The following is a 26,187-nucleotide window of genomic DNA, read 5'->3' as shown; positions in this document are numbered from 1 at the left end:
CAACTGCCAGGACTACGGCAATTGGCGCAGCTAGCAACCGCGCTTTTTGGCCTCTTAGTGAAAACCCACGGTGTTGTCGGTCGTGGATCATTTTGAAACGCCCTTTCATGTCAACTTGCACCATCCTGAGTCCATCGGAGTTTGCGTCCTTGGGCCACTGCTAAATCACCAGTGGAGACGCTGCGCATCGGAGTAGTCGCACGATGGCCAAAGCCGCCTGTTCAGACGACTTCGGTGAACTGTGAATCGGCACGTTGTCGATGCGGGCGTTGATCCTGCCCGCAGGGCCTTCCGCCAGGATCTCGTGCGAGTTGCGGGTCGCCGCAGGGTCCGCGACGATCTCGACTCGGGTTTCATCGAGACCGGCGCTGGCCAGCGCTGTCGTCACAACAGTGTTTGCGTTTCTCGGGTACCTCGCGGCCGCCTGACGGGCGGTACCAGCGAACACGACCTTGCGATCCTCTACGCCGATCGTTCCCAGTGCTTCCGGGCTCTTGACGATCCGATGAATAACGGATGTGATGCCGAGCGTGCTTGCAGCCGCAAGCGCTTCAACACCCGCACCGGCACCGGGCGACAGTACGACCTTGCTGCCACACATCGCGGACTCACGCTCCAGCTCCTGACGGAAGCTGTCATCCGCTAGTGCGCCCACCGAGGAGATGATCAAGGTTCGCGAGCTTCTAACGCTTGGAAGGCCCCATGTCTTCAGAGCCTCGTGCCCCGCCGCTTCCACGACGATGTCCGCGCGTACGGCTGCAAGCTGGCCGGCGTCGCGGATCGGTGGAAGTGCCACGTCGAGCGGACGCCCACCGCGCGTGATCGAACCAACGACACGCACGTTGGGAAGCAGGTCGGTCACAAGTTGAGCCACTCGGCGGTTGATCGCTCCAAGGCCGAGGAGCACCACTCGCAGGTCTGAGGATGGTGGCGCGCCTACCTGGCGCAGCGGAGTCATCCGCACACCGTCCCGAACACGCGAAGGAAGTTCTCTCCGAGAACTCCCTGCACCTGCTCATCAGAGTATCCGCGACCTACGAGGCCGCGCGTGATGTTCGGCAGGTCTCGGCAATCTCGATAGCCTCTGAGTCGCGCAGCTCGACCTGCCTCGTCTTGGGGTTTGAAAGCCAACCGTTTGTGATTGATCTCCCCTAGCGAGGAGTCCAACTCGCTGGGGATTGCCCAGGGCCAGTCAGTCCCGATCCCCACATGTTGCCAGCCCACTAGATCGATCATGTACTCGATGTGGTCCAGCATCGAGTCGATGGAGGGCTCGGGGGTGTTCGCCAAGAATGCAGGAACGGCGTAGACGCCCACGACGCCTCCCGTGTCCGCGACAGCTCGCAAGGCATCGTCACTCTTCGCCCGGGGATGTTCATAGACACGACGTGCCGAGGTGTGGCTGGCCGTTACAGGTTGAGTGGATATCCGGCACGCTTCGAGGGTCGTTGCCTCCCCACAGTGGCTGAGGTCGACGATGACACCCAGTCGGTTGCATCTCTCGACAACCTTGATTCCGAACGTGGAGAGCCCGCAGTCGACCCGCTCAAGGCATCCGACCCCCAGATGATCCATGTGGTTGTAGGTCAACATGTAGGACCGCAGACCCTGTGTGAAGGCGTGATCGAAGGCGCCTAGATCATGGGGGCTGGGATACAGAGGTTGGAAGTAGGAGAAGAACGCGACGCTCCCTTCGCGTTTAGCCCTTCTGACGTCGGACTGCTCCGTTGCGTGGATCACCCAGGGGAGTGCGCTGTACCTACGAATCGCTTCGGCCCAATCCCATGCAAAGCAGTCAGTGAGATCGGCTGGGAGAGACAGAGTCGGTTCATAGGTACCGCACGTGAGTCCGCTGTCTTGGATGCGTTGCCGTAGGAGGTCGGGGCCGCCGGCCAACTCGGTCTCAAAGGGCCAGTTCATCACCTCGGACAGTCGGGATGGCTGCCGGCGGACCTCCTCGATCAGGGTGGTTAGCTGCCCCTTGTATGCGCCCTGATAGGCATCGAAGATCTCACTACCGGCTCCGCGGGACACCATGTCGACCACCACGCTGGAAGCATGCAAGCCCGCCGCGCGCGACTCCTGCTCGCGTGACAGGCCGAAGTCGAATGCCTCCAACTGTGCCGGCCACCCGGTGGCCTGCACAATGGCGTTCGAGTCCTCCGGTGGGAAAGTCACGATGGGCGCCCATAGGGAACGTGAATGGCGCTCGGACGGGAGGAGTCGGCGAAAACGGCGACCTGGACGGTGCGGGCGTCCTCTATCGATTCATCGGAGACGACGCCGCCAGCGTTCATGTTCCGCTGGAAATAGATCGAGTGGATCGGCTCGATCACGAACCGAAGGCGGCTGCCGACGGAGATCTCGCGTGAGACGAAGGGGAAGCGATCAAATCCATAGTGAAGGGGTTCCGTCGTGGACACGAGCGACTCTTCCTTATCGCTCTCTCGATAGCGCGCTCGGATGGTGTCGTAGGACAGTTGAACACTGCTTCCGTCGAGTCCGATCTCGTGGACCGATACCCGGAAGTCACAATCCGGCTGATCAATCGAGATCCAAAGGTCCGCTCTGAAGAAGCCAGTGACCTCGCGAGGCTCCGTGAACGGCTCGGTGTGGAACACCAGCAGCTTGCCTGACTTCGCGAACAGCATGCGTTGATCTGTGACGTTGGACGGGTCCACGTGTTCTTCCACCACAGCCGTGGCGATGTCTCGTGGATCGTGCTCGAACGTGAACGGTTCGCTGTCAGTTGGCGAACCCGACAGCCTGCCAGCCCGAAAGACGTCGGTGGGATTGCGGTCGGCACTGAGGAAGAGTGGTTCGGAGTGGTCCGTGACTGCCTCGAGGGTCGGCGCGTACCGCCAGTGATCTGCCGCCATGACGTAGTAGGCGACGCGATCACGAAGAAAGTCTGGCCGCGGACCATCGGAAAGTGTCCAGTCGTACCAGTCCAAGTGCAGCTGGCGGATGTCAAGAAGGCTTGCGTCCCCCACGGTCAGGCCGCTGAACTCGGTGACCGGCTCGCGAGTTCCTTGATGGTTCCAAGGCCCGATGATCAGGTAGTGCTTCGCCGTCGCGTCATCCGGGGCATATCGGTTGTGACGCTTGTAGTGCTCGAGGGCGCCCGGCTGGTTCACGTCGTAGTGGCCAGTGATGGTGAGGATCGGCATGTCGATGGCCGCGTACTGTTCCGGGGAGGGACTAAACCTGTCCCAGTAGTCATCACGCGTGGGATGCGCGACCCAGGTCTGGAAGGACTTGGACGGCATGCCGAGGAAAGAGTCGAGTTCACGGAACGGTCGACCGGACTCATGCCACCTGCGGAATCGGGAGCCCCACAATGGCTTCTGTCCCCAGAAAATCTGATCCTGGCTCGTGATTCCCGCCGTCAGGGTCAGCCACTGCATCGAATAGTTGGCATACAGGTTGTTCCGAACGGGTGTATCGACACCTCGAAAGGGCGAGGACACAGGGATGATGGTGCTCAGGTGCTCTGGCATCTCCCTGGCCGCGAGCCACTGCGTCATGCCGCTGTATGAGCCGCCGGTGGCGGTGACCTGACCATTGCAGAACGACTGTCGCGCGAGCCATTCGATGATGTCGAAGCCGTCTTCAGCTTCGGTCTCGTTGGGGTAGAACTCTCCCGGCGAGTTTCCGCGGCCCCGAATATCCACTACAAGGTAGGGGTATCCGTTGCTGGCGAAGTACACACCGACCTCGTGATAGGTCTGCGCCACGTATGGCGTCAGCTGGTGGATCGCCGGTCGAGGAGTTTCCAAGGGATCCGGCAGATAAAGGAGACCGCTCAGTTGGGTTCCGTCGCGCATTGGAACCTTCACATCCCATTGTATATCGACTTCGAACTTTCCCAGTCGCTGCTGACTCTGCTGGGTTAGCCGGCTCATGGTTTCCGATCCACCTATCGCTTGCGAGCACGTCTCCGGGAGCGCCGGGCACCGTCCGGGTGACCGTCACCTGTTAACAGGAGACTGCACCACCTCTGGTTACCTGTCAACGGTTGACCGGCAACCAGTCAGATGGAAGGGTGAGCGACGACCACGGGTGACCAACGGCCCTACTTGGGAGATGAGCAGTGGAAGCGACCGCTGGCGCGATGCTGGACGCCTACCGGCGTGCGGAGGTGCTTGGCAGTCGCTGGGACACCTTGATCGACAACGCGCGCGTAGTCCCGATCTGGGACATGCAGTCCTCTGACCTTTGGTATCGATCCGAGACTCCCGAAGGCTGGGCATACATGTCCGTCTGTCCCGCCCTCGGCACAAGGCGACCTGCCTTCGACCACGAGCGCCTGGCGAACCGCCTCATGGAGGCATCGGGGTCGATCCTCGAGCCCAACCGGCTACCACTCAGAGAACTACGAGTAGATGGGGGCGTTGCGACATTCGACAGCGTCGGCTACGCGTGGTCCTACGATGCTCACAACGACGTGCTAGCGAACTTGGGCGGTCCACGGGCAACCCTGTTTGGGCAACGGGTCTCTCCCGATGGCTCCAAGCGGGCAGCGCGGAACGGGCACGATGTCGTCGTGACCACGGCGCATGGCGAGTTGGTTCGTCTGACGAACGACGGTGAGTCGTTGCGAAGCTACGGTGCGTACGCCGACGCTTTCGTTCCGTTCCAGGCGCTCCAGCTCTCCAAGAGTAAGCTCGACCCCCTCTTCGCGAGCTGGTCCCCTGACTCGCGCGTCCTTCTGACCTACATCTGCGATCAGTCACGCATGAGCGACCTGTGGCTGCTCGAAACGTCGCCGCTTGATGGCTCCCGCCCCAAACTTCACGCGTACAAGTACGGGTTTCCTGGCGAGGAGATGCCCCTCGGCACCTGGGTCGCGTTTGACACCATCGACGGCCGTCGCATCGAGTTCTCTGACCCCGAGTTCCTGCTCCGGGAGCATCCTGAGCTCCTCCTGGAGGAGCTCAGGTGGTCAGCCGATTCTCGATACGTCTTCTATGTGCATCATGATCGCGACCCGCGCGTTCAGCGTCTGAAGAGGATGGACGTCGCGACAGGAAGCGTTGTGACGCTCGTGGTGGAGCGAGGGGAGCGAGCCGTCCAGCGGAGACTATTTGGGGCACATCCATATCACGTTCTTGACAACGGAGCAGCCGCGCTGTGGTGGTCTGAGCGAGACGGTCGCGGGCACTTGTACCGCTACGATGCCGACACGAGCATCAATCCACGGCAAGTCTCTTCGGGAGAGTTCTCTGTCAGGTCCGTCGAACACGTCGATGATGCGAGTCGCACAGCGATAGTGACTATCGCTGGGATGTGCGTAACGGACCCATATTTTAGGGTGCCTGCTCGGTTGTCGATCGATACCGGGGAACTGGTAATTCTTGGCGATGTCAACATTGACCACGTCGTGAGCGTGTCGCCCGATGGACGCTGGCTTGTTGATACCACCTCTACCTTCACGGACCCGCCCAGAACCGTGGTGCTAGACGCCACTGGCGCGGTTGTCGCGGAGCTTGAGACCGCGGACCCCGCGCGACTCGTTCGACTTGGTTGGACGGGTCCCGAGCGCGTACGAACGAAGGGGGCCGACGGCGAGACTGACATCTATAGCCTCGTCTACAAACCTCACGGGTTCTCAGCCGATGCTACCTATCCCGTGGTGGAGCACATTTATCCAGGGCCTCAGTTGACAAGAGCCTCTCCCTTCACCTCTAGCGACACCGCATTCGGCGCACGCGCGGTCTTCGGTACAACCGCCGAGTCCCTGGCCGCACTTGGTTTCGTGGTAGTTCTAATCGACGGCCGCGGCACGCCTGGCCGCGACCGGTCGTTCCATGACTACGCTTACGGGCACCTTGACGACGCGAGTTGTCTCGCGGATCACGTTGCGGCCCTCGAAGAACTGGCCAAAGACCGCCCGTGGATGGATATGAGTCGTGTCGGCATTTGTGGTGCGTCTGGCGGTGGGTTTATGACCGTACGAGCAATGATGCGATACCCGGACTTCTACCGAGTGGGGGTCTCTGCGGCGGGAAACCATGACATGTATCGGCAGAATGCAGCGTGGCCCGAAGTGTTCGATGGGATACCTGACAGCTCCGCGCAGTGGTCCGCGAGCCAGCAGCGACTAGCCAACGCCTCATTGGCGGATCATCTCGATGGAAAACTGCTCCTGATCCACGGGGCAATGGATGAGAACGTCCCGCTGCATCAAACCTTGGGCCTCGTCCAAGTCCTCGTCGACGCCGACAAGGACTTCGACCTCCTGATCCTTCCTCGAGGAGATCACGCGTTCCATGGCTGCGAGGCATACGTCACAAGGCGGACGTGGGACTACCTTGTCAGGCACCTACACGGCGTGGAGCCACCCCGATACCGGCTCGCGCGTGATGGTGAGGTCCCGCTGACGAGTGTCTTCGCTGCAGGCGAGGGGCCGTCCGAACCATCCAATGGCGACTGATTGAATGAGAGTTGTCCGCGTAAGGGATGACGTGACGGTGTGTGTACGGGCTCACGTGTAGGTCGGTCTCCGGTGGTGTGGCCGGGAGAGCTGGTCACCCTTCGGATCTTGAATGCTGCCAGGCATGAGGTCCGAAGGGTGATGTCAGCTTTCCATGATCCTCGATCCGGGAGGTTGGATGGATATCCGCCGTTCCGCGCGTTGCACGCGGCGGGCGCGACGTTCGCTGAGATCGCCAGGGAGACTGGTTGTGATTGGCGAACGGTAAAGAAGTATCTGGCCCCAGACGCACCATCGACACCGCCGCGGGCGCCGGCTTGTATGGGCAGCCAGCCGAAAGTCATTACTCCATTCGTCGACGTGGTGGATGCGTGGTTGCGGGCCGAACCCAGGCTGAAAGGGTCGGTGATCCACGAACGCCTCGTCGCGCAGTACGGATTCACCGGCAACTACCAGCGGGTGAAGATGTATCTGCAGGAAGCCCGCCCGCGAATTCTCGCCGAGTTGGGCGTCCTGACCGATGACATGGCGGGATTGCATCGCCGGTTCGAGGTGACACCCGGCTCGCAGGCCCAGGTCGATTGGGGCGAAGAAGCAGCGTTGGTCGCCGGGCTCGGATGCGTCTACGCGTTCCACATGACGTTGTCGTATTCCCGAGACCCGTTCTGTTGCTTCACCACCAGCATGGATATGGCGGCGTTCTGGGATTGTCACCGTCAGGCGTTCGCCCACTTCGGTGGTGTGCCGGGCAGCATCGTCTACGACCGGACCAAGACCGTCGTGCGTCGCCATGTGGCCCCGGGGGCGGCAGTGCCGCTGCACCCGGAGGCCGCCGCGTTCGCTGAGCACTACGGGTTCGCCATCGACGTGCTGGCCGCGTACCGCCCGACCGGCAAGGGCCGTGTCGAACGCCAGGTCGCCATCGTGCGCGACCATGTGATCACCGGGCGGGTCTTTGACAGCCTGGACGACCTGCAGGCGGCGTTCGATGCATGGCTGCCGATCCGCCGCGGGAAGACCCACCGCACCCACGGCGAGGTCATCGCGGTGCGCGCCACCCGTGACCGCAACCGGCTGCTGGCTCTGCCCGCACGGCCGTATCTGGTCGCGGACAAGCACCTGCGCCGGGTCGGCAAGGACTGCCCGGTCTCGTTCCAGACCAGCCTGTACTCCGTCCCGGCCCGCAACGTCCGCGCCGGGCAGCAGGTCGAGATCCGCGCCACCGCATCGACGGTCACCGTCCACGCCCTGACCCTGGACGAGGTCGGGGTCACCCTGCTGGCCGCGCACCCGCGGGCCACCCAGGCCGGCAGCTGGGTCGTTGACCAAACGCACTGGGACGGGCTGCCCGACGGCCACACCCGCGCCACCACCCTCGATACGCCTGCACGCCACGACCGCGATGACGAGCAGAGCGGCCCCCAACCCCCTGACGGTGCTGCTCACCCCGCAGCGCCGCGGCCCAGATCCCGGTCTCGCGGCCCGTTGTCCAGCTACGACACCGCCGCCGGCCTCACCCACCCACGACCGTGAAGGAAACCCGTTGAGCCAGTTGACCAGCACCCGCATCCGGGCCACCGCGGCCAAACTCGGCCCACCACACATCGCCGCCCAGATCGATGTCCTGCTGCGCCGGGCCGAGGACACCAAGATGGGCTACCGGGACTTCCTCGACCTGACGTTCGAAGAAGAACTCGGCGAACGCGACGGCCGCCGGTTCCGCACCGCGCTGAAGCTGTCCGGCCTGCCCCATCACAAGACCCTCGACGATTTCGAGTTCGCTTTCCAACCGGAACTCGACACCCGTAAAGTCCGCGACCTGGCCACCCTGTCGTTCGTCAACGCGAAGTCCAATACTGCTCTGCTGGGACCACCCCGAGTAGGCAAAACGCATCTAGCCGTCGGGCTGGCGATCGCCGCGTGCAAAGCCGGGTACTCGATCTACTTCACCACGCTTGACGACCTTGTCCGCAAGCTGAAAGAAGCCGAACGCGCCAATCGTTTCGCCCGCCAACTCCAAGCTTACCTACGGCCCGCGGTCCTCGTTGTCGACGAGGTGGGCTACCTACCGGTGGATCACGCGGAAGCCAACATGTTATTCCAACTGGTCTCGCGCAGATACGAGCGCGGCAGCATTATTCTCACCTCGAACAATGCGTTCTCAGAATGGGGCGCAGTGTTCTCCGACGACGTTCTGGCCACTGCTATTCTCGACCGGCTCCTGCACCATTGCGCCATACTGTCAATCAACGGCCCCAGCTATCGACTCAAGGACCGGGTAGCGCCGGAAGCACCCACCATGTCATGATCGGCGCCGCCGGAGACCGACACGTCAGGTCGTACCCCCGCCGACATGTTAGGTCGTACGCGGACAAGAGTTCCCGCGGGCCATCTTGGATCATCGTGGAGCGCCATTCGCATGAGGAGGGATCAAAGACGTGACGGAGATCGTGTTCCAAGACCGCTGGGAGGTCGTTCAAGAGGAGTTGCGCCGCCGGATACTCTCAGGCGAGCTGCCCCCAGGCTCAACATTGCCTGAGAACGAACTTGCCAAAGAGCTCGGCGTCAGCCGAGGGCCAGTGCGCGAGGCTCTTCGTGCGTTGGAGACGACCGGCCTCGTTCTTCGACGCGAACGAAAGCCCTCGATTGTCGCACCGACAACACGCGCCGATGTCGACGACCTCTTCAGTCTTCGTCAGGCCCTCGAAGAGTTCGCAGCGCGGACAGCGATCTCGCGAAACAGTTCAAGCCTGCGTGAAGAGATGGCTGAAAGTATCGCCGACTTTGACCGGCGAATCCGATCAGGGGCTTCGGCAGAGACACTGGTCCGTGTGGATATTGAGTTCCATGAGCTGTTTTACAAATGGTCGGGCAATGGCCGCCTTACTGGAATGTGGAACAGCCTCAAAGACCCGGTCCGACTCATGATGAATCTGTCACTTCATCTCTCGGAGCCCCACTGGGATCTGCTCCTCCACGAGCACCAGCGCATCTACACAGCCATAAAGGACCAAGACGTCGATTTGGCGATCGACGCGGTCCAGTCGCATCTGAGCCGAGCTGCTCAACGAGCGGAAACATATGTCGAGGCGTATCTTCGCGGCGAAATGCGCCTTCCAACCCCAGACGCACCACAGTTCCGCAAGAACTAGTCTTGGTTCGGGCCCCAACTGCGTTGGAGATGACACGTGCTTGAGGTCCGCCGCCTTCGCCTGCTGAGTGAACTCAAGACAAGAGGTCACTCCGCTCATGCGCCTGGCTCACCGTGCATCGGTGTCCGAGGTGGCTGTGTCAGGTAGGGGTAGCGGTAGTCGGTCGGCGGGACGAACGTCTCTTTGATCGAGCGAGGGCTGGTCCACCTGAGCAGGTTGACCGCGGCACCAGCCTTGTCGTTGGTGCCCGAGGCGCGGCCGCCGCCGAACGGCTGCTGACCGACGACCGCGCCGGTTGGCTTGTCGTTGATGTAGAAGTTGCCGGCCGCGAACCGGAGTTCGTTTTGTGTCCAGGCGATCGCACGGCGGTCCTGAGCGATGATCGATCCGGTCAGGGCGTACGGCGTGATCGACTCCATGCCCCGGACGACCTTTTCGAAGTCGCCGTCCTCGTAGACGTGGAGGGCGAGGATCGGGCCGAAGTATTCGGTGGTGAACATCTCGTCGGTGGGGTCGCTGCCCTCGACGACGGTCGGGGTGACGAAGTATCCCACCGAGTCGTCGAGTTCGCCGCCGACGAGGATGTCAAGTGTTGGGTAGTGCTTGGCGCGCTCGATCGCCGTTGTGTGCTTGGCGAACGCCCGGTCGTCGATGACCGCGCCCATGAAGTTCGAGAAGTCGGTCGGGTCGCCGACCGTGATTGACTCGACCTCGGAGACGAATGAGTCTTTCATCTTCTTCCAGACCGACCGAGCGACGTATGCCCGGGAGGCGGCTGAGCATTTTTGGCCCTGGAACTCGAACGCGCCGCGGATCATCGCGGTGCGTAGCACCTCGGGGTCGGCCGAGGGGTGGGCGACGATGAAGTCCTTGCCGCCGGTCTCCCCGATCAGACGCGGATACGACCGGTAGTTGTGGATGTTGTTGCCGACTTCGCGCCACAGGTGCCGGAAGAGAGGTGTCGAACCGGTGAAGTGAATCCCCGCGAGATCCGGATGCGCGAGCAGCGCCTCGGTCACCTGCCGCCCGTCGCCGGGGAGCATGTTGATGACGCCCGGCGGCAGGCCGGCTTCCTCGATCAGTTCCATCGTCAGCGACGCGGCGAGCTGCTGGGTCGATGAGGGCTTCCAGATGACCGTGTTGCCCATCAGCGCCGGGGCGGTGGGCAGGTTGCCGGCGATCGCGGTGAAGTTGAACGGCGTGATCGCGTAGACGAAGCCCTCCAGGGGGCGGTGGTCGGTGCGGTTCCACACGCCAGGACTGTTGGCGATCGGCTGGTCGGCGAGGATCTGGCGCGCGTAGTGGACGTTGTAGCGCCAGAAATCGATGAGTTCGCAGGCCGAGTCGATCTCGGCCTGGAACGGCGTCTTCGACTGGCCGAGCATGGTGGCGGCGTTGAGGCGCTGGCGCCACGGGCCGGCCAGCAGGTCGGCGGCCTTGAGCAGGACCGCGGCCCGGTCGTCGAAGTCCATGCCGCGCCAGCCCGGCGCGGCGTCGGCCGCGGCGTTGATCGCGGCGCTGGCGTCGGCCTTGGTCGAGTTCTTCAGCGTGCCGAGCACGTGCTGGTGGTCGTGCGGCTGGACGACCTGGATCTCGGCGCCGCCGCCGGGCCTCCAGCACCCGCCGACGTAGCCATGCAGGTCCTGCTGCTGCTGTTCGAGCTTCTCGATCTCCGTGAGGAGGGCCTGGCGTTCGGGGGTGCCCGGCGCGTAGGTCAGGTTCGGCTCGTTGATGGGAGCAGGCGGCGTGGTGATGGCATGCATAGGCGCTCCAGGTGTCGTCGAATCGGGAAGGAAGGTCAACCGCGGGCGAGAGCGCGCAGGAAGAAGGCGACGTTGGCCGGCCGTTCGGCCAGCCGCCGCATGAAGTACCCGTACCAGTCCGTGCCGTACGGGATGTAAATCCGTAGTGCGTGGCCGGATCTGACGAGCTGGGCCTGGAGGCCGGCGGAGATGCCGTACAGCATCTGGATCTCCCAGTCGCCCAGTCCCTTGCCGCATCGCTGAGCCGTGTCGCTCGCCTCCCGGATCATCGCCGGGTCGTGGGTAGCGACCATCGGGTAGCAGCTGGATGCCATCAGCTGATGCAGACCCTGCCGGTACGCGTGGTCGACCTCGTTCTTGCGCTGGTAGGCAACCGATTCGGGTTCCCGGTAGGCGCCTTTGACGAGTCGGACGCGGGCTCCGGAGCCGGCGAGGTGGGCGAGGTCGCCGGCCGTTCGCCTCAGGTTGGCCTGCAGCACGTTCCCCGTCAGTGGGAACTGCTGTCGCAGTTCGTGGCCGATCGCGAGGGTGGAGTCGACCGTCGTGTGGTCCTCCATGTCCAGGGTCATCCGGCAACCGACGGCGGCTGCCGCGACGGCGATCTGATGTGCATGTTCCAGGGCGATCTCGTGGCCGTCCTTCGGGATGGACTGCCCTACGGCGGAGAGCTTGACGGAGACCTCGGACCGTTCCGCGTCGCCGGCCTCATGCAGCCGGTAGAGCAAGGACAGATACTGATCCCGGACGCGACGAGCACCGGCCAGGTCAGAGACGTCCTCCCCGAGGAAGTCCAGGGTCGTCGTCATGCCGCGCGAGTGCAGGCGATGGACGACGGCCAGCACCGCATCCTGGTCCTGCCCGGCCACGAATCGCGTGACGACCTTGCGTGTCAACGGGTTGCGCTCGATCACGTCGCGCAGCCGTTTGTTGCGTGATGCCCTCAGCAACGTGGGTCCCAGCACGTGCCCTCCTTGAGGTGCGAAGTGCCCCCAACGGCACCACCAAGCAGAACCTAGGAGGGCGGGCCCGCCCACAACGAGATACGGATGCCACAAACACAGCTCCGAAGACTGTTACATTTGTCTAGTGACGGAGCTGGACGACCTGGTCGACGAGATGGCCGTCCTGCTGGGCGCACCGTGCACCCTTGAAGATGCCGACTTCAATGTGCTCGGCTACTCGGGCCAGAGCGATGTGGACGCTGTTCGGCAGCGCTCGATCCTGGAACGGCGGGCGACCAGCCAGGTGCGCGACTGGTTCCACGCTCAGGGCATCCGCACATCGACCACGCCGATCCGCACACCCGCCGACCCGGATCTCGGCATCTCGGCCCGGCTGTGCATCCCCGCCCGGCACCTCAACCGCGTCCAGGGATACTTCTGGCTCCTGGACCCCGACGAGGCCATCTCCGAGCACGATTGGCCGGCCGCGACCCGCATCGCCGAGATCGCCGCACTGCTGCTGAGCCAGTCGACCCGGCGGCAAACCCGGCTGAACCTGTTCTACCGGGACCTCGTCGAAGGTGACCGGATGACGGCACGCGCGGCCGCCAAGGAGATCGTCCTCGCTTCCGACCTACGCATCGGCGACCCGGTCACCTGCCTCCTCGTCGAGCACCCGACACCCATCGAGAACCTCTCGGTACAAACACGCCGCGACGGCGTCGTCTGGGTCCAGGAGTCACCCACGATCGCCAGCGCCATCGTGCGCGGCCGCATCAAGACGCAGGACCCGTCCTCAATCGAGCTCCTCACACGCCTGGGGTACCTCCGCCGGCCTCGACCACCGACCACTGCGCCGTTCGTGGGAATCGGGCCGCAGGTCAGCATGCTCGAAGACCTGCGACGATCCCGCTGGGGCGCCCTGACCGCTCTTCGAGTCGCACGGGCAAACCACCCGGGTAAACCGACCGAATGGGCCTCACTCGGCGTCCTCAAACTACTCTCAGCCGCCGCCGATCACGACCTGGCCGAGGCGATCGTCTCCGAACAGCTCATGGCATTCCTGAGCAACGACCGCAACGCGGAGCTTGTGCGCACCGCACGCGTCTACCTCGACTGCGCTGGCAGCGCCGCCCACACAGCATCAGCGCTCAACCTGCACCGCCAGAGCCTCTATCACCGCCTCGCGCAGGTCGAACGCCGAACCGGACTCGACCTCAAACGCGGAGCGGACCGGACCTACCTCCACCTCGCCTTGATGCTGGGTGACTTCCTGCCGCTGTCCTAGTAGTGCTTTGGGGACCGCCTCCTCGCGCTGAAAGACCTACCCACGATGATCGACGGCCTACACGCCAAAGGCTTCCACTTCCTCACCGTCTCCACGTTGCTGACCGCCCAGCCGTAAGACAACCGGGCGGTGGCGCTGTATTCGTGCAGCACCAGCGGGTGCCCGGGGACGGCGGCCGCGCCGGGGGGCCGCCAGCGGACCTGCCCGGTGGCCGGGTCCACGGCGGCCGTGCTGTCCCCACCGACGATGCAGAGCCATGGACCGCAACGGCCCAGCAGCACACCCACCGGCTCGGCGACCAGCCAGCGTGGGCGCAGCGTGACCCAGTCGTACCTGACCAGCTCCGCCCCGGTCCCGTGGTCGGCGAGCAGCAGCAGGTCGTCGCCCGAGCGGTAGGCATCCGTCACCCGCGGAGGGTCGACCAGCGGCCGACTCTGCCCGGTGGCCACGTCGTGCAACAGCGTGCGACCGGCCCTGTCGCGCTGCAGCAGCCCCGTCAGGCCGCTGTCGTCACCGGCGACCGCGACCGCGACCAGCGTCTCAACGACCGGGCGGACGGCCCAGGGCCACACCTCCCGCCCGGTTGCCAGCTCCACCAACCGGTACGACGCCCGAGGCAGGCCGGCTGTCTGGTCGGCGACGGGCGCGGTCAGTTCCTCAAGCACGACCAGCCCGGCCACCCGGTCGATCAGCCGGACCGTACCGTCGCGGCGCCAGCGCGGCACGCCGTCGAGCACGGCGGGCCGGTCCCAGGGCTGCCGCACCGGCGCGGCACCGCCACCGAGCAGCAGAGCCGCCACGACGCTCGCGACCACCGCTGGCCAGCGGCGTCACCGCGGCGGACGCCGGCTGGACGCCGCCATGGGCACGACATCGAGGTCGATCCCGGTCACCAGTCCGCCCAAGGCGGCGGGCCCGTTGCCGGGTTTGGTCAGGGGCTGCCAGGCATGGCCCGCCGCCCCCGTCCGAGCGTCGCCCGTGTCCCGTAGATGCATCGGCTGCGTAACGATCTGCAGGTCCTGCCGTGGTAGCTGGGTTCGCCGAAGACGACGGTGGGCCTCACCGCGGACAAAGTCGCGAGGCTTGGCCCGCGGCGGGTGACGCTGTGTCTGTGCCCGAGGCCTACGTACAGCGGCACGAGTCGGATCGCGACGGGATCGTGCGACAGGTGGGACTCCTATACCGGCCGCTTGATGCATACAACCACCTGGCCAAATATGCGTGAGCACGCCGCCGACGCACAGGACCACTCCGGGGCGGGTAGGCATGCTCTGGTGCCAGCCGGTAGTCGACGAGAGACGACGACGCAGCCGCCGCAGAGGCCAGGTAAGGGGCAGACATCCCGTCAGCCACGGCGGGCCGTTCGAGACTCATTAGGTAACGGGGGCAGATGGGGTGCGTCGCGGGTGAGGTCCGACTGTCCTATGGGGACTGGGTGACGTGGCGGTCAGGGTTAGTGGGGGCGGCCGAGTCCGGCGTCGCGGGCTTGGATGATGGCTTGGCTGCGTTGGGTGAGGTGGAGTTTGGCGAGGATGGCGGTGATGTTGTTGGCGACGGTTTTGCTGGACAGGTGTAGGCGTTGGCCGATCTGAGCGTTGGTGAGGCCGGCGGCGAGGTGGTCGAGGATGTCGCGTTCGCGCGGGGTGAGTTGGGGAAACGGGATGTTCTGGGTGGGTGGGGTGGCGAACCATGTGCGTAGGCGGCTGGCGAGTGCGGCGCCGAAGATGGGTTGGCCGCTGGCGGCGGCGCGGACGGCGGCGATGATGTCCGCTGCGTCGGCGCCTTTGACGAGGTAGCCGAGGGCGCCGGCTTGGACGGCGGCGAAGACGGTGGCGTCGTCTTCGAACATGGTGAGTACGAGTACGGCGGCGTGCGGGACCTGGGTTTGGATCTGGCGGGTGGCGTCGATGCCGTGCAGGCCGGGTAGTTGCAGGTCCATGACGATGACGTCGGGTTGTAGCTCGACGGCTTGGCGCAGGGCCTGGTGGCCGTCGCTGGCCTCACCGGCGACGTCGATGTCGGTGACGGTGTCGAAGACCGCCCGCAGTCCTTGGCGTACCAGGGGGTGGTCGTCGGCGAGCAGGACGCGGATCATGGCGTCTCCGGGAGCGGGAAGTGGGCGGTGACGGTGCCGCCGCCGGGGCCGGGTGCGGCGTGGCAGGTGCCGCCGAGCTCGGCGGCCCGTTCGCGCATCGCGGTGACGCCGACGCCGGGTAGCCAGGGGCCGGTGGAGGTGCCGTTGTCGGTGACCTGGAGGGTGAGCGTGCCGGGTGTGGCGGTCATGCGCACCCGGCAGTGTTTGCCGTCGCTGTGGCGTAGCGCGTTGGTGATCGCTTCCACGGCGGTACGGTACGCGGCCACCTCGACGGCCGCCGGTAGCTGCGGGAGGCCGTCGGCGTCGATGGTGACTCGTAGTGGTGCGCCGGCGGTGAGCCGGTCGGCTTGCGAGCGCAGGGCGCCGGCGAGGCCGAGGTCGTCCAGGGCGGGTGGGCGCAGTCCGTGTACCACTTTGCGCAGGTCGGCCAGGGCCTGTGCGGCCGCTTGGCGGGCGTCGGCGATGTGCCGGCTGGCGGCGTCCGGATCGGTGTCGACGCGGGCTCGGGCGGCGTCGAGGGTGAGGCCGATCGCGGTCAGGACGGGGCCGAGGCCGTCGTGCAGCTCGCGGCGCAGCCGGCGGCGCTCCTCCTCGCGGGCGGTGACGAGGCGCTGCCGGGACAGCAGCAGTTCGGTGGTGAGGATGCGGGTGTGCAGGGCGATGCCGAGCTGCCCGGCGATGTCGGACAGCAACGCCCGGTCGCGGTCATCGAAGCCGTCCTCTCCGCGCCGGGCGGAGGCCACGAGAAAGCCTTCGATCTGCCCGTCGTAGGCCAGCGGCCACCGGTCGAGCGGCTCGACCGGTGTGCCGTACGCGGCCAGCGGGGTGCCGTCGCCGCGTTGCACAGCCACGTACGGCAGCCGCAGCGCGGTGGCGACGGCGTGGCCGAACGAGCCGAGCGCGTCGCCGCCCGGCACAGCATTGAGCCGGTGGCTCAGGTCGCGCAGCGTCCGGTAGGGGTCTTGGCGGCCGCCGTAGAAGAGGTGGTCGACCAGGCGTTGGGTGCGGGTGCGTAGCGGCACGAAGCACAGCGCGACGGCGGCCGCCGCGGCTGGTGTCGCGATCTGGCGGGACACGACCAGGGCGCCGAGCGCGGCCAGGCCGGCGAACGCGAGCACGAGCGCGGCGGTGATCGCACCGTAGAGCAGGGAGCGGCGCAGGATGGTGTCGATGGACCACAACTTGTAGCGCAGCACCGGGACGACAAGGGTCAGGACGAACACCACGGCGTCGAGGCTGGTGTCGAAGAACGGCGTCCGGTCGGTCACCGCGAGCGGAAACAGGCACAGCGAGACAAGCACGCCGGCGGCCCGCCACTTCAGCTGCTGCCGGGCGATGCCTTCGGCGCGGAAGAACCGGACCACCACCCCGATGCCGGCCATGAGGCCGGCCAGCACGACGACGGGCGCGAAGACGACCGCAGCGTCGGCGATGCGGCCGGCCGGGGTGCCGGCGGTCAGCGGATGGGACAGTCCGGGCACGCCGGTGGGCAGGTCCGCGAGGGTGGAGCTGCCGAAGATGCCGCCGAGGATGACCAGACCGGTGGACCCTATGAGGATCTTCTCGCCGGCCGCGCCCCACCGGGTGGCCGGCCGGCCGCTGGGAAACCGGATGTTGATCAGACCCTGCGCGGCGATCGGGGCGAACCCGAAGGCGCCCGCGGTCAGCGCCCAACGCACCAGAGGGCTCCGGTCGCCGTCCAGCGCGGCGTCATAGGCCACCGGCACGACCAGCACCTGGACGACGATGAGCAGCGCGGCCCCGGCCAGCAGCCAGCCGAACGGCAGGTCCGGGCGGCGGTCGACGAGCAGGGCGCCGGCCACCCCGTAGGCGAGCATCGTGACCAGCGGCTCCAGCCAGAGGGCCGGTGAGCTGTCCGGGTTGGGCAGCGGCCGCCCGGTGATCACCCAGAACGTCAGGAACGTGACGCCGACCAGGACAGCCGTCAGCGTCGCGGCCGCCCACCGGCTGCCGTCGCGTCGCGGGTGTTCAGGCGTGGTGTCGATACGGAGAGTATCGCGATCCGGCCGTGACGCGATCAACGACCGCGGTTCCCGACTTGGCCGGGGCATCCTTCCCGATCGCCCGGGAAGCCGCCCCGGCGACGCGGGATCCGCAGCCCTGGGCCAGTGAACGCGGCCACCCCCAACCTTGTCCCACTACACGGACAAGGGAGACCGTCATGAGAACCCTCCGCTACGCCGCCGGCGTCGCGACCATCGTCATGTCACTGCTCAACCTGCCCATCGCCGTCGACGACGGCGGTATCGGCCTGCCCACACCGGTCGCCTGGCTGATCAGCCTGCTCGGTCTGGCCGGCATCGTCGCCGCTGTCGGCCTGTTCCGGTCGGCCGCCTGGGCCACCCCGGCGGTGATCGCCGTCGGCGCGGTCAACCTCGCCAGCGCCGTCATCGCACTGGCCAAGAGCTGGGACGGCGCCGTCATCGGGCTCGTGCTCAGCGCGGCCGGACTGGGTCTGGCGCTGCTGTACGCCAAGGTCCGGCCGGCCAACCCGGCGCCGGTGAGCTGACCATGAGCGAGAAGACCAGCACCGCGAAGGCGCCGACCCGTCAGGCGCCGCGGGACGTGCGCGGGTTCTGGCGGATCGTACTCGCTGTCATCGCGCCGCTGCCGATGATCGGCATGGGTCTGTACTACATCCTCAGTCCGGTCGACGGCGGAACGTCCTTCGAACAGACCGCCGCGGCGTACGCCGACCATCTGGACCGGGTCGAGGTCATCCAGTACCTCGGCGTGCCGTTCCTGGTGCTGCTGATCCCGGCCACGTTCGCGGTCGCCTGGGTGGCCCGGCGCGGCGCTCCCCGGCTCGCCACCGCAGGCGCGCTGCTCGCACTGACCGGGCAGCTGGCCGGCTTCCCACTCAACCAAGGCGGCGACCTACTGGCCTACACCACGGTGAAGAACGGCTTCGACGTGGCCACCATGGCCAAGCTGCAGGACGCACTGGAGTCACAGCCAACCGCCGCGCTGGGCGGCCTGCTGTTCATCATCGGTATCGTCTTCGGCCTGCTGCTGCTCGGCCTGGCCCTATGGCGCAGCAAAGCAGCCCCGGCCTGGACGGGCATCGCGCTCGCGGTCGGCGGGTTCACCCACCCGTTCATGCCCGGCCACGTCGCCTCCGGCATCGGCCTGCTCGTCGCCGCCCTCGGCTTCGCCGGGGCCAGCCTGGCTCTGCTACGCATGCGCAACGACGACTTCGACCTACCGCCCGGCCGGCCCGCACCACTCACCTAGCCGACGCACGACGCACGGGTGGCCATCGGCCGGTTCCGACCGATGGCCACCCGTGCGGCTCACCGTCCGGGGCGCGTCCGCCGGGCAGTGACGAGATCCACACGTGACCTGGTTCGGTATGGCGGGTTAGTCTGGCCGCGCCGTGGTGCTCGGGAAGCCGGTGTGATGCCGGCGCGGCCCTCGCCACTGTGATCGGGATGTCTCTGGCCCTCGTCATGCATGAGGTCACTGGGCGCCTGCCTGGGAAGGCCGGCCGGAGACGCGACAACCCGTCAGCCAGGAGACCGGCCACGGCGTGCGATACGCACGCCCTGTCCACGAGGTGCTGGAAGGCGGATCTTCGATGCTGCATGCCCCCTGCCCATGAAACGCCGCCGCTGGCTGGCCGCTGCCGCGGTTGCCGTGTCGTTGGTGCTGACCTCTTGCGCGGGTGGACCGCGCGCCGCTGGCGACGGGCCGGCGGCTGAGCAGGTGTTGCGCCTGCTGACCATTAACATGCCGCGTTCGCTGGATCCGGTGCACATCGATGCGCAGCGGATCTTGGAGAACGGGCTGGGCGAGCCGCTGGTCGTCCTGCGCGACGATGGCACGCTCGCGGCCGGCCTGGCGACGGCGTGGCGGTCGGTCGAGCCGACCGTGTGGGAGTTCGACCTGCGGGCGGGTGTCACGTTCTGGAGCGGCACACGGGTCGACGCGACCGCTGTCGTGGCCTCGTTCGAACGACATCGGGCCAAGAACCCGCGTGCGAAGTCCGCGCTCGGTGTGATGACGTTCGCCGCGGTGGCCTCGGACCGGCTGCGGATCACCACGGGCAGCCCGGATCCGAGCGTCCCCTTCCGGTTGGCCACGTACGCGGTGCACAACGCGGCCGAGGCGGACCGGCGCGGCGACGCGTTCGGCGCCGAGCCTGACCTGACCGGGTTCATGAAGCCGGTTCAGTTCGTGCCCGGCGAGACCCTCGTCGCGGAGGCCAACCCGGGCTACTGGGGCAAGCCGCCGGCGGGGCAGCCGAGCCTGCGGCGTATCGAGGCGCGGCTCGGCACCGACCCGCAGACCCGGATGCTGGCGCTGCGCGGCGGCGACGCCGACGCGGAGTTCAATGTGGAGATCGACCAGCGGCTACAGTACGAGCGGAACAAGGACCGCTTCACCGTGTATGCGCCGGCGCCCACCACTCGCAACATCTGGCTGAACATGGCCAAGGTGCCGGCCCTGCGCGATCTGGCCGTCCGCCGGGCGCTCGACCTGGCCGCCGACCGCACCGAGCTGATCGACGGGCTCAACCACGGCTTCGCCGCTGCGGCCACTGGCCACTTCCCGGCTGGCCTGCCGTACGCGATCGACACCGGCACCACCACGGACCTGGCGGCCGCGGCGCGGCTGCTGGACGAGGCTGGCTGGCGGCCTGGCCCGGACGGCGTACGGGCCAAGGACGGTCAGCGGCTGCACTTGCGGATCCTCACATACACGGTGTTTCAGCCGCTGGCGATCGCGCTGCAAAGCCAGTGGAAGCGGATCGGGATCTCCACGCAGTTGGAGCCGGTCGAGACGACCGCGTCCAACCAGATGATGCTCGACGGCGACTTCGAGATCGCCACGTACTGCTCGTGCGGCTCGGCGACCGGCGACATCCCCGGGCAACTGCGCTCGTTCTACCGTTCCGGTGTCGTCTCCAACTACGGCGGCTACGCGAACCCCATCGTGGACCGGCTGGTGGACGAGCTCGGCACGGAGTTCGCCCCGGGGCGGCAGCACGAGCTCGCCAAACGGGTGCAGCAGATCGTGCACGACGACGTGGCGCTGATCTACCTGTACGCCTCCACCCAGTGGGCGGCCGCGTACTCGACTGGCGTGCGCGGGGTGGATCCCAACCTCGCCCGGTGGGTCCGGCCGTCGATGTGGATCGCCGGCTGATGCTGCGGTACATCGGGCTCCGGCTCGCCGTCACCGTGCCGGTGCTGCTCGGTATCAGCGTCGTCGTCTTCGCCATGGTGCGGTTCATCCCGGGCGACCCGAGCCACGCGATCCTGCTGTCGATGGTGGAGCCCGGTGCGGACATCAGCCGGCTGGAGCAGGATCTGGCGACGCTGCGGGCCGACCTCGGCCTGGACCGCCCCTACCCGGTGCAGTACGCGCAGTGGCTTAGCGACGTGGCCACCGGTAACCTGGGCACCTCGCTGCGCAGCGGCGGCCCCGTCCTGGACGAGCTGCTGCTGCGCCTGCCCGCAACGCTCGAACTCGCCGCGGCGGCGTTCGCCGTCATGGTCGTGGTCGCCGTGCCGACCGGCATCGTCGGCGCGGCCCACCATGGCACCGCCGCTGACCGGCTGGCCCGGCTGCTCGCGCTGGTCGGCGTCTCGGTGCCCGGGTTCCTGCTCGGTCTGCTGCTCATGTACGGCTTCTCAGCCCGCCTCGGCTGGCTGCCCACGTTCGGCCGGGGCACGCCGGCGCACCTGGTGCTGCCGGCGGTCACGCTCGGGCTCGGGCTCGCCGCCGGCGTGTCCCGGCTGCTGCGGGCCGCGTTGCTCGATGCGTTGTCCCAGCCGTACATCGTGACCGCAGAGGCGAAAGGGCTGCGCTGGCGGGCGGTGCTGCTGCGGCACGCCCTGCGCAACGCGCTGCTGCCGGTGCTCACCAACACCGGTCTCGTCGTGGGCGGCCTGCTCGGCGGCGCGGTGATCGTCGAGACCGTCTTCTCCTGGCCAGGCGTCGGGCGGTACATCGTGGACGCCATCGCCAGCCGCGACTACCCGGTCATCCAGGCGTTCGTCCTGGCCATGTCGGTGCTGTACGTGGTGGTCAACCTCGCGGTCGACATCGCCTACCGCTTCGCGGACCCGCGGGTGCGGGTCGAGGGCGTTCGCGCGTGACCGGCCGTACCGCGCTGCGGCTGCGGGCGATCCCCAGTGTCGACCGGCTGGCCGGCGCGGCGATGGCGCTGCTGCTCGCGGTCGTCGCGGTCTGCGTGGCAGCACCGTGGATCGCACCGGCCGACCCGACCGCCGTCGACTACCTCCAGGCCAGCCTGCCGCCGTCGCTGGAGCATCCGTTCGGCACCGACGCGTTCGGGCGGGACGTGCTCACCCGCGTGCTGTACGGCGGGCGCGTGTCGCTGGCCACGGCCGCTGTCGCGGTCACGGTGATCGTGACGGTCGGGGCCGCGGTCGGCGCTGTCTGCGGGTACGTGGGCGGCCCGCTCGACCTCGCCGTCACCCGCCTGCTGGACGTGCTGTTGGCCTTCCCCCGCCTGGTACTGGCCATCGCCCTCGCCGCGCTGCTCGGCGGTGGCGTGGCCGGCGTGGTCCTGGCCGTCTCGCTGGTCTCCTGGCCCGGCTACGCCCGCCTGGTCCGCGGCTACGCGCTGCAGATCCGGGACGAGGGGTACGTGCAGGCCGCCCGCTGCGCAGGGACCCCGTGGTGGCGGATCGTGCGTACCCACGTCGCCGGCGCGATCACCGGCCCCGTGCTGGTGCTGGCCGTGGTGGACGTCGGCGAGGTCATCCTCGCCATCGCCGGCCTCTCCTTCCTCGGCCTCGGAGTGCGCCCGCCGGCCCCCGAATGGGGCGCGATGCTCAACGAGGCCCGCCCGTACATCGAGGACGCGCCGTGGATGTTCCTCGCCCCCGGCCTGGCCATCTTCCTTGTCGTGCTCGCGGTCAACTACCTCGGCGACGCCGTCCGCGACGCCCTCGAACCCCGCCTCCCCCGCCTGCCCCAGCGTCCGGTGTGGACACCGCCGTGGCGGCGGGGCGAGCGGCACGCGGCGCGGCGGCAGCGGGCCACCGCGATCAAACGCCACGCCCGCGCCGCGTCCACCTCGGTGGATACGGTGGAGCTCGCCCGCCTCGACGGCGTACACGTCAGCGCGGGCAATACGCCGATCCTCGCCGGCGTCACCTTGCGGCTGTCGGCCGGCCAGACGGTCGGGCTGGTCGGCCAGAGCGGCTCCGGCAAGTCCACCCTCGCCGCCACGCTGCTCGGGCTGCTCCGGCCGCCGCTACGGGTGGACTCCGGCACCGTCACCGTGCTCGGCCACGACACCGCAGGCTGGGACGGCGATGACTGGCGGCAGGTACGCGGCAGGCACGTCGGACTGGTGTCCCAGGACCCGCTCAACGCGCTCAACCCGGTGCTGACCGTCGGTACACAGGTCGCCGAGGCGGTCCGCGCCCACCACCGGGTCTCCCGCGCCGAGGCCCGCGCCCGCGCCCGCGCCGCGCTGGAACTCGTGCGGCTGCCGCCCCGCTGCCTTGACGCATACCCCCACCAGCTCAGCGGGGGCATGCGGCAGCGTGTCGCCATCGCCACCGCTGTCGTCAACCGACCCAGCCTCCTCGTCTGCGACGAGCCGACCACCGCCCTGGACGTCAGCACCCAGGCCCGGATCCTCGACGAACTCGCCCGGCTCCGCGAAGAACTCGGCATCGGCCTGCTCTTCATCTCCCACGACCTGCGGCTTGTCTCCCAGGTCGCCGAACGAGTCGTCGTGCTCCACCAGGGAGCCGTCGCCGAAGACGCCGACGCCCGGACGCTGTTCACCGCGCCGACGCACCCCTACACCCGCCGGCTCCTCGCCGCGCTCCCCACCGACGATCGGCAGGCACGTGCTACGGGTTGATGAACTCTCCAAAGTGTACGGAAAGACGCCGGTGCTCACCGGCGTCACCTTCGACATCGGCGCAGGCGAAGCGGTCGGCCTGGTCGGCACCTCCGGCGCCGGCAAAAGCACCATCGCCCGCTGCCTGGCCGGCCAGGAACACCCCACGCGCGGCACCATCGCCTTCGACGGAACGCCGATCCGCCGCACCCCACGACATGCCGTTCAGATCGTCTTCCAGGACCCGCGCACCAGCCTCAATCCACGATGGACGGTACGCCGCTGCCTGCGCGAGCCGGCCCACAACTTCCGCCTCCCCGAACCGGGCGGCGACCTGCTCACCCAGGTCGGCCTCGACCCCGCCCTGCTCGACCGGTATCCCCACGAACTGTCCACCGGCCAGTGCCAGCGAGTCTGCATCGCCCGTGCGCTCGTCCCCGACCCCCGACTCCTGGTTCTCGACGAACCGCTCTCCGCCCTCGACCTGCCCGCCCAGGCACAGATCCTCGACCTGCTACGCGCTATCCGCCACGACCGCGGCCTGGCCTACCTGTTCATCTCCCACGACATCACCGTCGTCACCGCACTCTGCGACCGCGTGCTCGTACTCGACGGCGGCCGCGTGATCGAGCACGCCCAGGCAGCGGACCTACTGACCAGACCGCAGCACCCGCACACCCGCCAACTCATCGCCGACACACCACGCCTGCGCTACCCGCTCGGCTAATCCGAAAGTGAACCGTGAGGGCGGGCGGTAGCTCCCGGCGGAGGCGGGATGATTGTGGTTGCAGTCGTTCCAACGGTCGGGCTTGTTTGGGTGGCTGCGTGGTGGTGTGGCGGCCCGAGGGGCCCGCGCTGGGCGTCGACGCCACGGATCTGGCATTCGTCGTGGATCATCTCGGACAGCCCGTACCCGGCTCGCCAACCGAGCTGACGGCCAGCAGTACCAGGCCGGTTCCGGTACGCCTGCGGGCATGGGCGGGCCTGTCGGCGGCACCGGCCCAGGCCCCGGCGACGTTGAAGTAGCGCAGCATGACGCAGCTGAGGCTGCCCGCGCGGGCCGCGTCGGCGCCGACCCACTCGCTGGCCAGCTTTGTCGCGCCCCAAGCCTGGATCCACCGATTTGATGTTGGGTCGTGGCCCGCGTCGGCGTCTCGGTTGATGAGCATCGATGGCGTGTCGGTCGGGTGTGGGAGGTCTGCCGGTCTCGGGTTCCGGCCTGCGATGCTACTCACTGTCCAGGCGCAGGCTCGTGTCGATGTCCGGTCTGGTGTTACGGCTCCGACGTCCTGGATAGATCCAGGTGATGGAATGGAGGCACAGACCATGGGCAAGGTAATCGCGAGCGCGACGGTCTCGCTGGACGGCTTCATCGCCGACGAATCCGACCAGGTCGGTCCGCTCTTCGACTGGTACAACAACGGAGACGTCCCCTTCAACGGCGGTGACCCCGAGCGCGTCTTCCACGTCTCAGCCACCAGCGCCGCCTACCTGCAGGAAACCTGGTCACGGATCGGAACCGCGGTGATCGGCCGTCGCCTGTTCGACATCACCAACGGCTGGAACGGCCGCCCCGCCGCCGGCGAAGCCGTCTTCGTGGTCACCCATAAACCACCGACGAGCTGGCCGTTCCCCGAGGCGCCGTTCACCTTCGTCACCGACGGCCTGGCAAGCGCGATCACACAGGCAAAGGCCGCCGCCGGCGACAAGGACGTCTCACTGACCGGCGGCAACCTGCTAGGCCAAGCCCTGGCCGCCGGCCTCGTGGACGAACTCCAGGTCAACCTGGTCCCAGTCGTGTTCGGCAAGGGCGTACGGTTCTTCGGCGCATACGACGGTCCACCAGCGCTCCTGGACGACCCGCAGATCGTCCAAGCAGACCGGGTCACCCACATGCGTTACCGCATCCGTCGATAGCGGATCGGCGGCCCGGTGGTCAGAACGACCGCCACGCCGGACCTGGTGTGGTCGGCGCTGGCGGCTCCGCCTCCGAAGAGGCAGTCACGCCGTGGGTGTCGGTAGTCAAGCCAGCCCCGCTCGGCGACAAGTCGATGTGGGAGAAGCAGAGACCCGGACTCGACCCGGTCGTTGTTGAGGCCATGAAAGGCGTCACCAGGTGTTAGCGGACTCCAGGATCTCCCCGGTCGCGGACACGGGACGTCACACGGTGGCGGACAGCAGGTTTCCCGCAGATGACGGGATCAGTCCTGGCTTCAGCTGTTGAGGGCGGCGAGGTTGGCGCGGGCGGCGACGTCGTCGGGTGCGGCGTTGATCACGGTGTCGAGCATGGCGTGCGATGCCTGCAGTTCGGTGATGGCGGCGGTGATTCGGTCGCGTTCCTGGCAGAGTTCGGTGACGAGGTCGGAGCAGATCGGTACCAGGCGTTGGTTGTCGTCGCGGAGGCAGGGCAGCACGGTGGCGATGGTGTTGGTGCTCAGGCCTGCGGCGAGCAGGCTTCGGATGCGTCGAACGGTTTCGATATCGCTGTCGGAGTATTCGCGGTAGCCGCTGGGGCGGCGGGCGGGCTGGAGTAGTCCTTGTTGTTCGTAATAGCGCAGTAGCCGTTCGTGGACGCCGGTGCGGCGCGACAGTTCCCCGATGCGCATGTGACCCCACTCACTCACGTTTGACTCTGACATTCGTGTCAGAGTCTAGCGTCC

General features: G+C 67.1%; 22 protein-coding genes and 1 riboswitch. Of the genes, 12 read left to right on the top strand and 10 right to left on the bottom strand.

Going from position 1 to position 26,187, the window contains the following annotated elements:
* Positions 1-160 precede the first annotated feature (160 nt).
* The 3 genes from ACFFIA_RS42375 to ACFFIA_RS42365 all read right to left on the bottom strand — a co-directional run bounded on the left by ACFFIA_RS42375 (position 161) and on the right by ACFFIA_RS42365 (position 3,905).
* Entirely contained in the window at positions 161-958 is a 798-nt protein-coding gene (locus ACFFIA_RS42375; RefSeq protein ID WP_377262949.1) for an aspartate dehydrogenase domain-containing protein, read from the bottom strand.
* Positions 955-2,049: a dipeptidase gene (locus ACFFIA_RS42370; RefSeq protein ID WP_377262946.1), complete on the bottom strand. Its 1,095-nt coding sequence runs from the start codon at positions 2,047-2,049 to the stop codon at positions 955-957. Before ACFFIA_RS42370 ends, ACFFIA_RS42375 begins: the two co-directional genes overlap by 4 nt.
* Positions 2,050-2,174: 125 nt before the next feature.
* Positions 2,175-3,905 (bottom strand): CocE/NonD family hydrolase, encoded by a 1,731-nt coding sequence (locus ACFFIA_RS42365; protein ID WP_377262943.1) that lies wholly within the window; start codon positions 3,903-3,905, stop codon positions 2,175-2,177.
* Between the two features lie 188 nt (positions 3,906-4,093).
* Here ACFFIA_RS42365 and ACFFIA_RS42360 point away from each other — a divergent pair, with 188 nt between their 5' ends.
* The 4 genes from ACFFIA_RS42360 (at position 4,094) to ACFFIA_RS42345 (ending at position 9,588) form a co-directional block, all read left to right on the top strand.
* Positions 4,094-6,436 carry a S9 family peptidase gene (locus ACFFIA_RS42360; protein WP_377262940.1) on the top strand — a complete coding sequence of 781 codons (2,343 nt, stop codon included), beginning with the start codon at positions 4,094-4,096 and terminating at the stop codon, positions 6,434-6,436.
* 141 nt (positions 6,437-6,577) lie between these two features.
* A complete protein-coding gene (istA, locus tag ACFFIA_RS42355; RefSeq protein WP_377262937.1) occupies positions 6,578-7,969 on the top strand; it encodes an IS21 family transposase in 1,392 nt (463 codons plus the stop codon).
* 10 nt (positions 7,970-7,979) lie between these two features.
* Positions 7,980-8,744: an IS21-like element helper ATPase IstB gene (gene istB / locus ACFFIA_RS42350; protein ID WP_377262934.1), complete on the top strand. Its 765-nt coding sequence runs from the start codon at positions 7,980-7,982 to the stop codon at positions 8,742-8,744.
* Between the two features lie 130 nt (positions 8,745-8,874).
* Positions 8,875-9,588, top strand: a complete 714-nt coding sequence (locus tag ACFFIA_RS42345; RefSeq protein WP_377262931.1) for a GntR family transcriptional regulator — start codon at positions 8,875-8,877, stop codon at positions 9,586-9,588.
* A 95-nt stretch (positions 9,589-9,683) separates the two neighbouring features.
* On the opposite strand, the gene pruA is transcribed toward ACFFIA_RS42345, so the two are convergent.
* Both pruA and ACFFIA_RS42335 read right to left on the bottom strand, forming a co-directional pair.
* Positions 9,684-11,351 carry an L-glutamate gamma-semialdehyde dehydrogenase gene (pruA, locus tag ACFFIA_RS42340; protein WP_377262928.1) on the bottom strand — a complete coding sequence of 556 codons (1,668 nt, stop codon included), beginning with the start codon at positions 11,349-11,351 and terminating at the stop codon, positions 9,684-9,686.
* A gap of 35 nt (positions 11,352-11,386) precedes the next feature.
* The gene (locus ACFFIA_RS42335; protein WP_377262925.1) at positions 11,387-12,313 is read right to left on the bottom strand and encodes a proline dehydrogenase family protein; all 927 of its coding nucleotides are present in this window, start codon (positions 12,311-12,313) and stop codon (positions 11,387-11,389) included.
* A gap of 124 nt (positions 12,314-12,437) precedes the next feature.
* On the opposite strand from ACFFIA_RS42335, the gene ACFFIA_RS42330 reads away from it, so the two are divergent.
* A complete protein-coding gene (locus tag ACFFIA_RS42330; RefSeq protein ID WP_377262922.1) occupies positions 12,438-13,580 on the top strand; it encodes a PucR family transcriptional regulator in 1,143 nt (380 codons plus the stop codon).
* On the opposite strand, the gene ACFFIA_RS42325 is transcribed toward ACFFIA_RS42330, so the two are convergent.
* The 3 genes from ACFFIA_RS42325 to ACFFIA_RS42315 form a co-directional block, all read right to left on the bottom strand.
* Positions 13,577-14,395: a hypothetical protein gene (locus ACFFIA_RS42325; protein ID WP_377262919.1), complete on the bottom strand. Its 819-nt coding sequence runs from the start codon at positions 14,393-14,395 to the stop codon at positions 13,577-13,579. The genes ACFFIA_RS42330 and ACFFIA_RS42325 overlap by 4 nt on opposite strands.
* A gap of 638 nt (positions 14,396-15,033) precedes the next feature.
* The gene (locus tag ACFFIA_RS42320; protein ID WP_377262916.1) at positions 15,034-15,675 is read right to left on the bottom strand and encodes a response regulator transcription factor; all 642 of its coding nucleotides are present in this window, start codon (positions 15,673-15,675) and stop codon (positions 15,034-15,036) included.
* Complete coding sequence (locus ACFFIA_RS42315; protein WP_377262913.1) at positions 15,672-17,717, bottom strand: sensor histidine kinase; 2,046 nt, start codon at positions 17,715-17,717, stop codon at positions 15,672-15,674. Before ACFFIA_RS42315 ends, ACFFIA_RS42320 begins: the two co-directional genes overlap by 4 nt.
* A 140-nt stretch (positions 17,718-17,857) precedes the next feature.
* Here ACFFIA_RS42315 and ACFFIA_RS42310 point away from each other — a divergent pair, with 140 nt between their 5' ends.
* The 6 genes from ACFFIA_RS42310 (at position 17,858) to ACFFIA_RS42285 (ending at position 24,254) form a co-directional block, all read left to right on the top strand.
* A complete protein-coding gene (locus ACFFIA_RS42310; protein WP_377262910.1) occupies positions 17,858-18,205 on the top strand; it encodes a hypothetical protein in 348 nt (115 codons plus the stop codon).
* Positions 18,206-18,207: 2 nt separating this feature from the next.
* Entirely contained in the window at positions 18,208-18,930 is a 723-nt protein-coding gene (locus ACFFIA_RS42305) for a hypothetical protein (RefSeq protein ID WP_377262907.1), read from the top strand.
* Positions 18,931-19,056: 126 nt separating this feature from the next.
* A riboswitch (cobalamin riboswitch) is annotated at positions 19,057-19,237 on the top strand.
* A 209-nt stretch (positions 19,238-19,446) separates the two neighbouring features.
* Complete coding sequence (locus ACFFIA_RS42300; RefSeq protein WP_377262904.1) at positions 19,447-20,844, top strand: ABC transporter substrate-binding protein; 1,398 nt, start codon at positions 19,447-19,449, stop codon at positions 20,842-20,844.
* Entirely contained in the window at positions 20,811-21,800 is a 990-nt protein-coding gene (gene nikB, locus ACFFIA_RS42295) for a nickel ABC transporter permease (protein WP_377262901.1), read from the top strand. The genes ACFFIA_RS42300 and nikB overlap by 34 nt, the downstream gene beginning before the upstream one ends.
* Complete coding sequence (locus ACFFIA_RS42290) at positions 21,797-23,548, top strand: ATP-binding cassette domain-containing protein (protein ID WP_377262898.1); 1,752 nt, start codon at positions 21,797-21,799, stop codon at positions 23,546-23,548. Before nikB ends, ACFFIA_RS42290 begins: the two co-directional genes overlap by 4 nt.
* Before the next feature lie 13 nt (positions 23,549-23,561).
* On the top strand, positions 23,562-24,254 hold the full coding sequence (locus ACFFIA_RS42285; protein ID WP_377262895.1) for an ABC transporter ATP-binding protein: 693 nt from the start codon (positions 23,562-23,564) through the stop codon (positions 24,252-24,254).
* Between the two features lie 166 nt (positions 24,255-24,420).
* Here the strand turns inward: ACFFIA_RS42285 and ACFFIA_RS42280 are convergent, their stop codons facing one another.
* Positions 24,421-24,696, bottom strand: coding sequence for an NAD-dependent epimerase/dehydratase family protein (locus ACFFIA_RS42280; RefSeq protein WP_377262892.1), 276 nt, complete (start codon positions 24,694-24,696; stop codon positions 24,421-24,423).
* A gap of 157 nt (positions 24,697-24,853) precedes the next feature.
* Between ACFFIA_RS42280 and ACFFIA_RS42275 the strand changes: the two genes are divergently transcribed.
* On the top strand, positions 24,854-25,444 hold the full coding sequence (locus ACFFIA_RS42275; protein ID WP_377262888.1) for a dihydrofolate reductase family protein: 591 nt from the start codon (positions 24,854-24,856) through the stop codon (positions 25,442-25,444).
* A 296-nt stretch (positions 25,445-25,740) separates the two neighbouring features.
* On the opposite strand, the gene ACFFIA_RS42270 is transcribed toward ACFFIA_RS42275, so the two are convergent.
* On the bottom strand, positions 25,741-26,133 hold the full coding sequence (locus tag ACFFIA_RS42270) for a MerR family transcriptional regulator (RefSeq protein WP_377262885.1): 393 nt from the start codon (positions 26,131-26,133) through the stop codon (positions 25,741-25,743).
* Positions 26,134-26,187: the final 54 nt, after the last annotated feature.

Origin of the sequence: Phytohabitans kaempferiae, from assembly GCF_042433955.1 — a bacterium.
GTDB classification, from domain to species: Bacteria; Actinomycetota; Actinomycetes; order Mycobacteriales; family Micromonosporaceae; genus Phytohabitans; species Phytohabitans kaempferiae.
Note: the sequence above shows the minus strand (reverse complement) of the source record. Positions and strands in the feature narration are given on the sequence as shown.

Coding starts and splice junctions, on each gene's coding strand:
- ACFFIA_RS42305 (WP_377262907.1), top strand. CDS start 18,208: ATGAGCGAGAAGACCAGCACCGCGAAGGCGCCGACCCGTCAGGCGCCG.
- ACFFIA_RS42365 (WP_377262943.1), bottom strand. CDS start 3,905: ATGAGCCGGCTAACCCAGCAGAGTCAGCAGCGACTGGGAAAGTTCGAA.
- ACFFIA_RS42270 (WP_377262885.1), bottom strand. CDS start 26,133: ATGCGCATCGGGGAACTGTCGCGCCGCACCGGCGTCCACGAACGGCTA.
- pruA (WP_377262928.1), bottom strand. CDS start 11,351: ATGCATGCCATCACCACGCCGCCTGCTCCCATCAACGAGCCGAACCTG.
- ACFFIA_RS42320 (WP_377262916.1), bottom strand. CDS start 15,675: ATGATCCGCGTCCTGCTCGCCGACGACCACCCCCTGGTACGCCAAGGA.
- istA (WP_377262937.1), top strand. CDS start 6,578: ATGTCAGCTTTCCATGATCCTCGATCCGGGAGGTTGGATGGATATCCG.
- ACFFIA_RS42275 (WP_377262888.1), top strand. CDS start 24,854: ATGGGCAAGGTAATCGCGAGCGCGACGGTCTCGCTGGACGGCTTCATC.
- ACFFIA_RS42375 (WP_377262949.1), bottom strand. CDS start 958: ATGACTCCGCTGCGCCAGGTAGGCGCGCCACCATCCTCAGACCTGCGA.
- ACFFIA_RS42280 (WP_377262892.1), bottom strand. CDS start 24,696: ATGCTCATCAACCGAGACGCCGACGCGGGCCACGACCCAACATCAAAT.
- ACFFIA_RS42310 (WP_377262910.1), top strand. CDS start 17,858: ATGAGAACCCTCCGCTACGCCGCCGGCGTCGCGACCATCGTCATGTCA.